Origin of the sequence: Vibrio sp. OPT46, assembly GCF_015163535.1 — a bacterium.
GTDB classification, from domain to species: Bacteria; Pseudomonadota; Gammaproteobacteria; order Enterobacterales; family Vibrionaceae; genus Vibrio; species Vibrio alginolyticus.
The window spans coordinates 38,434-44,479 of record NZ_JADDYG010000074.1; the positions used below are offsets into that span (position 1 = coordinate 38,434).

The following is a 6,046-nucleotide window of genomic DNA, read 5'->3' on the forward strand; positions in this document are numbered from 1 at the left end:
CTCCTGTTTAACCTCAGCGTGGCTAAAACGCCAATCAAGCCAGCAAGAAGTAACATACCGCTCTGCTCTATTTGACTTTAATGTCGGTTATATTGGCACGGCGTTTCTTGCCATTATCTTTGTATCGCTAGGCTCTTTGATGCTTTATGGATCTGGCGTTGCGCTTGAAAGTTCTGGTGTTGGCTTCTCCCACCAATTGGTTGGCTTATATGCGGCAACGATTGGCGAATGGTCTCGTTACTTGATCGCGGTAATTGCGTTTTTCTGTATCTTTGGCAGCACGATTACCGTTATTGATGGCTATTCGCGCGTTATTTCGGATTCTCAACGCCTACTGCGCTCGCAACCAGACACTAACCCTAAAACCACTTCAGCGATCATGCTGGTAGTCTCCTTACTTGCATTGGGTATTGTGGTTTTCTGGGCTTCTGCGTTATTGCCTATGCTGAACTTTGCGATGATCCTCGCCTTTATGACCACGCCATTCTTTGCTCTGCTAAATTACACCTTAGTGAGCAAAACTGAGTTACCTGAGCCTTTGGCTGTTGGACCTAAACTAAAGTGGTTGTCGATTGCAGGCCTGATTTACTTGTTTGGCTTCTTGGCTGTATTTATCTGGTGGAAGTGGTTGATGTAAATGAGATAGCTATCAGTGATTAATGCATTCCGCATAAAGAAACTAAACCGTAAATAAAGAAAAAGGTCTTCAACTGAAGACCTTTTTTTAATGAGCAATAAATACTTACTTAGTTGTGGCTCACCACAATCAAACGCAGCGAGTCGAGCTGAACCTGAGCTTGGTTGATGTAACCAGTGAGCTCTTTAATTTGTGCGTCGATAGCTTCAATTTCTTCGTCACGAATATTTGGGTTCACCGCTTTCAGTGCTTGCAAACGCTCAAGCTCTGCATTCAAACTGTGCTGCATATCTTGATGAGCTTGTTTGCGTACTTCTTCGACCTTCTCTTCAATAAGAACATCACCGGCTTCAATTAAGCGGTGTACGTCTTTCTGTACCGACGTAACCAACTTGCTACCTAAGTGACGGTTTACAGGGCTGAGCTGGCGGTTAAAGCTTTCAAACTCCACTTGAGCAGACAAATCATTACCACGCGAGTCCATCATTAAACGGATTGGCGTTTTCGGTAAGAAGCGCGCGATACCACTGCGTTTTGGCGCTTGCGCATCTACCGCGTAAATCAACTCAAGAAGAATAGTCCCGACTGGTAACGCTTTGTTTTTCAATAGAGATACCGCAGACGTCCCCACCCCTTCACTCATAAGAAGATCGATACCACCCTGGATCATTGGGTGTTCCCAACTGATAAAGTGCATATCTTCACGAGATAACGCTGTATCACGATCAAACGTGATCGTCGCTCCTTCGTATGGCAGACCTGGGTAGCTTGGCACCATCATGTGCTCAGATGGGGTCACAATCAGGGCGTTTTCACCTTTATCGTCTTGATTCAAGCCAATCGTGTCAAAAAGAGAAAGTGCGAAGGTGACCAGATTGGTATCGCCGTCGGTTGATTCAATTTTCTCAACGATTTGTTGTGCTTTTTCCCCGCCATTTGAATGCATTTCTAATAGGCGATCACGGCCTTGCTCCAATTGGGATTTCAGCTCTTTATTCATTTTTGCTGACGCTTCAATGATCTCATCTAGCGTGCTGGTATCACCAGAGGCAAGAATTTCAATCAGATCATCGGAGTACTTATCGTAAACAGCACGGCCTGTTGGGCAGGTTTCCGCAAAAGCGTTCAGGCCTTCATCGAACCAACGTGCTAGGATCGCTTGCGATGTGCCTTTCAGGTAAGGAACATGAATGTCGATATCGCGATTTTGACCGATACGGTCCAAACGACCAATACGTTGCTCAAGCAAGTCTGGGTTGAATGGCAAGTCGAACATGACAAGTTGGTTGGCAAACTGGAAGTTACGACCTTCAGAGCCGATTTCGCTACAGATAAGAACTTGTGCTCCACCTTCTTCTTGCGCAAAGTAAGCCGCCGCTTTGTCACGTTCAAGAATCGACATACCTTCGTGGAAAACGGTGGCGCGGATACCTTCACGCTCACGCAGTGCTTGCTCCAATTGCAGTGCGGTACTCGCACGAGAAGCAATCACGAGGATTTTCTCGCTGCGCTTCTCTTTTACTTTTTCAAGCAACCAATTCACACGCGAGTCAAACTGCCACCAGCTCGCGTCATCGCCTTCAAATTCTTGGAAAATTTCTTCCGGGTAAAGGTTCTTCATCGCACGTGCTTCAGAACTCATCTTACCGCCAATCATCCCAGCAACACGCATTGATGTAGTGTATTGCGGTGGAATATCCATTGGCATCAGATGCACGTTACGCTTAGGGAAGCCTTTGATGGCCGCGCGCGTGTTACGGAACAGAACACGCCCTGTACCATGACGATCCATCAAGTTATCGATCAGCTCTTGGCGTGCCGACGCTTTAGCTTCTTCGTCCGCTTCACTTTCGATAATGCGGAAAAGTGGTTCTACGTCTTGTTCAGACAACAACTCAGTGATCTGGTTTTTTGCTTCATTAGGTAGCTTTTCACCGGAAAAGAGTGAAGTAATCGCATCTGCTACGGGTGCGTATTGCTCTTCTTCCTCAACGAATGCTTCGTAATCATAGAAGCGGTCTGGATCCAACAAACGCAGACGAGCAAAGTGACTCTCACGACCAAGCTGCTCTGGCGTTGCAGTCAGTAGCAACACACCTGGAGTACGTTCAGCCAAGCCTTCTACCACTTGGTATTCACGGCTCGGTTTATCTTGGCTCCATTCAAGGTGATGCGCTTCATCGACAACCAGTAGGTCCCATTCACCTTCCAGTGCTTGTTCAAAACGCTTGCGGCTCTTGCGTAGGAAATCCAAAGAACACAGCACATATTGCTGAGTATCAAATGGGTTTTCTGCATCCGCAAACGCTTCGATACAGCGCTCTTCGTCAAAGATAGAGAAATGCAGATTGAAACGACGCATCATCTCAACCAGCCATTGATGCTGCAGTGTTTCAGGCACCACAATCAAAATGCGTTCGGCACGACCAGACAGAACTTGTTGGTGGATGATCATGCCCGCTTCGATGGTTTTACCCAAACCTACCTCATCCGCCAACAAGACGCGTGGCGCGTGACGACGGCCAACTTCGTGCGCGATGTAAAGCTGATGAGGGATCAAACCTGCACGCATACCACATAGGCCACGCATTGGGCTCTTATGCTGCTCAAACTGGTTAGTTAGCGCACGGTAACGCAGAACAAAGTTGTCCATACGGTCGATTTGACCGGCGTACAACTTATCTTGAGGTTTGTTAAAACGAATTTGGTTGCTAAGGAAAATCTCACGCAGAACAACAGCGGTTTCTTGCGTGTCTTCACGAGTACCGAAATAGGTGTAAAGACCTTCATCTTCCAGTACTTCTTCTACTTTTAGAGACCAACCTTCTTGGCAATCGATGACATCCCCAACATTAAAGGTGACTCGGGTAACAGGTGCATCGTTACGTGCGTAAACTCGGTTTTCCTCTGACGCTGCAAACATCAATGTCACAGTACGAGCATCCATTGCTACAACGGTACCTAAACCTAAATCGCTTTCCGTATCGCTAATCCAGCGCTGCCCCAAAGCAAATGTCATGAATTGACTACCTCGTTATTAGTTCTTGATTCGTGTTTCTTGTTGGTCTACTCATGCCCGTGGGCATGGATAATAGTTTAGATCTGATTCTGGCTTCTGCTATGCCGATAGCATTCGTCATTTCAGTATGAACTGAGTATTTTTTAAGCCAGCTCAACATGATAAATCGGACGTAGCCTATACGCAGAAAAAGGTCGCTAATCTTACTTGAAGCTGTGATTTAGGTCACGCCGAAACCGCACCAAGCAGAAACTTTTTTTCCCAAACTCTAAATGCAATCAAATTGTAAAATACTCATGCCAATTATTAAGTTGTAGAACGTAAATATTACGTATACTTCTAATGAGGGGCGTTTAAAACCATTGCATATGATTTAAGCGCGTTAGTACACGATTAGGATCAACACGGGTTTGCAGTAAGTTGTCTTGCTACTCGGTTGCACACTAGCCGACATCAGCCCGACAACCTCTATTGCAAGCAATCAGAGTTAGGTCACTTCACACCTATTTGGAAACGACCTAACAACTCGCATGCAGAGCCGTACTACGGCAAGGAGACGCTATGGGCGATACCGATCGGAAACTGTTTGTACTCGATACCAACATTCTTCTTCATGAACCCTTTGCCATCTTCTCTTTCCAAGAACACGATGTCGTTATCCCCATGACCGTGTTGGAAGAACTCGACCGAATCAAAGACAGTAAGCGCGACGTTGCAAGAGATGCGCGCGTGGCTATTCGCACCTTGGAAGATTTGTTTAAAGAAGCAACGCCAGATGAAATCTCTGAAGGCATTCCTGTTTCTAAAGACAACCCCGACCAAGGTACTATTTCCATTTTGGCGGATTTTGAACTGCAGGAAACTGTCAAAGCCTTCGCCGACAAAGCCGGTGACAACCGTATTCTCAACGCGGTGCTTTATCTGCAAAATAAACGTGCACCACGTGAAGTGGTACTGATCACGAAAGACATCAACATGCGTCTGCGAGCCAAAGGGGCTGGTGTACGCTTTGTTGAGGACTATAGAACCGACCAACTGATTGACGACATTCAATACCTAACCAAAGGCTTTCAATTGCGTGAAGGTGATTTCTGGAGCGGTATTGAGGAAGTAGAAAGCTATGCTCTGGGCGGAAAAACTTACCACAAACTCAGTCGCGAACCCTTCGACCCAACCTTTATCAACCAATACGTTATTGATGAAGACAGTGACTTTGCTGGTCGCGTAGAAACCATCAATGAAGACAAGCTAACGCTTCTCGACCTGAGCCGCGAACGTCTAATGCATCGTAAGGCTTGGGACATCACACCTAAAAATATCTACCAGGGAATGGCGTTAGATGCCTTACTCGATCCAGAAATTGACTTGGTGATTCTAACGGGTGCGGCGGGTAGTGGTAAGACATTACTGGCAATGGCAGCAGCATTGGAGCAAACCATTGAAAAAAGCATGTTCGATAAAATTATCGTAACACGTAACACGCCAGATATCGGTGAATCCATCGGCTTCTTACCCGGCTCCGAAGAGGAGAAAATGATGCCGTGGTTAGCGGCGGTGACCGATACCTTGGAAGCACTACATAAACACGATCACTGCACTGAAGGCTCATTGAAGTACATCTGCGATAAAGCCAACATTCAATTTAAATCGATCAACTTTATGCGTGGCCGTTCGATTCAAAATGCGTTTGTACTGCTTGATGAGTGTCAAAACCTCACTGCATCACAAATCAAAACCATCATTACCCGCTGTGGCGAAGGAACCAAAATCGTCTGCTCCGGTAACTTGGCGCAGATTGACTCTCATTACCTCACCCCAGTGACATCAGGATTGACGTACATGGTTGAGCGCTTCAAGAACTTTGAAGGCAGCGCAAATATTCACCTCAACGGCGTGGTTCGTAGCCGCTTGGCGGAATTTGCTGAAGAAAACCTGTAATTGACACCGACTCACAAAGCAAAAGAGCGCTCTAATGAGCGCTCTTTTTATAACGATTCGACTGAGTTACTCCGTGCCACCCACTGTCAGTGAGTCCAGCTTCAAGGTCGGCTGACCAACACCAACTGGCACACTTTGACCTGCTTTACCACATACGCCAACGCCCTTGTCGATACTTAGGTCGTTACCGACCATAGACACTTGCTGCATTGCTTCGATACCTGAGCCAATCAACGTCGCACCTTTAACAGGGCGCGTAATTTTACCGTTTTCAATCAAGTACGCTTCCGATGCAGAGAACACAAACTTACCCGAAGTAATGTCCACCTGGCCGCCACCAAAGTTTGGCGCATACAACCCTTTCTCGACCGTCGAGATAATTTCTTCTGGCGTATGTTCACCTGGAAGCATGTAGGTGTTGGTCATACGAGGCATTGGCAAGTGTGCATACG

Annotated in this window: 3 protein-coding genes and 1 pseudogene; 2 read left to right on the forward strand and 2 right to left on the reverse strand. The window is 46.6% G+C overall.

Annotation, left to right across the window (positions count from 1 at the left end; translation table 11 throughout):
• Positions 1-637, forward strand: a pseudogene (locus IQR33_RS32175) (divalent metal cation transporter); the annotation flags it as partial.
• 109 nt (positions 638-746) lie between these two features.
• Here the strand turns inward: IQR33_RS32175 and rapA are convergent.
• The gene (rapA, locus tag IQR33_RS03085; RefSeq protein ID WP_005381132.1) at positions 747-3,656 is read right to left on the reverse strand and encodes an RNA polymerase-associated protein RapA; all 2,910 of its coding nucleotides are present in this window, start codon (positions 3,654-3,656) and stop codon (positions 747-749) included.
• A gap of 561 nt (positions 3,657-4,217) precedes the next feature.
• On the opposite strand from rapA, the gene IQR33_RS03090 reads away from it, so the two are divergent.
• The gene (locus tag IQR33_RS03090; protein ID WP_005381133.1) at positions 4,218-5,594 is read left to right on the forward strand and encodes a PhoH family protein; all 1,377 of its coding nucleotides are present in this window, start codon (positions 4,218-4,220) and stop codon (positions 5,592-5,594) included.
• A 66-nt stretch (positions 5,595-5,660) separates the two neighbouring features.
• On the opposite strand, the gene IQR33_RS32180 is transcribed toward IQR33_RS03090, so the two are convergent.
• A partial coding sequence (locus IQR33_RS32180; protein WP_265575774.1) for a metallopeptidase TldD-related protein occupies positions 5,661-6,046 on the reverse strand: 386 nt, incomplete at its 5' end.

Excerpts from the sequence above, each read along its gene's own strand:
- IQR33_RS03090 (WP_005381133.1), top strand. The coding sequence starts at position 4,218 with ATGGGCGATACCGATCGGAAACTGTTTGTACTCGATACCAACATTCTT.
- rapA (WP_005381132.1), bottom strand. The coding sequence starts at position 3,656 with ATGACATTTGCTTTGGGGCAGCGCTGGATTAGCGATACGGAAAGCGAT.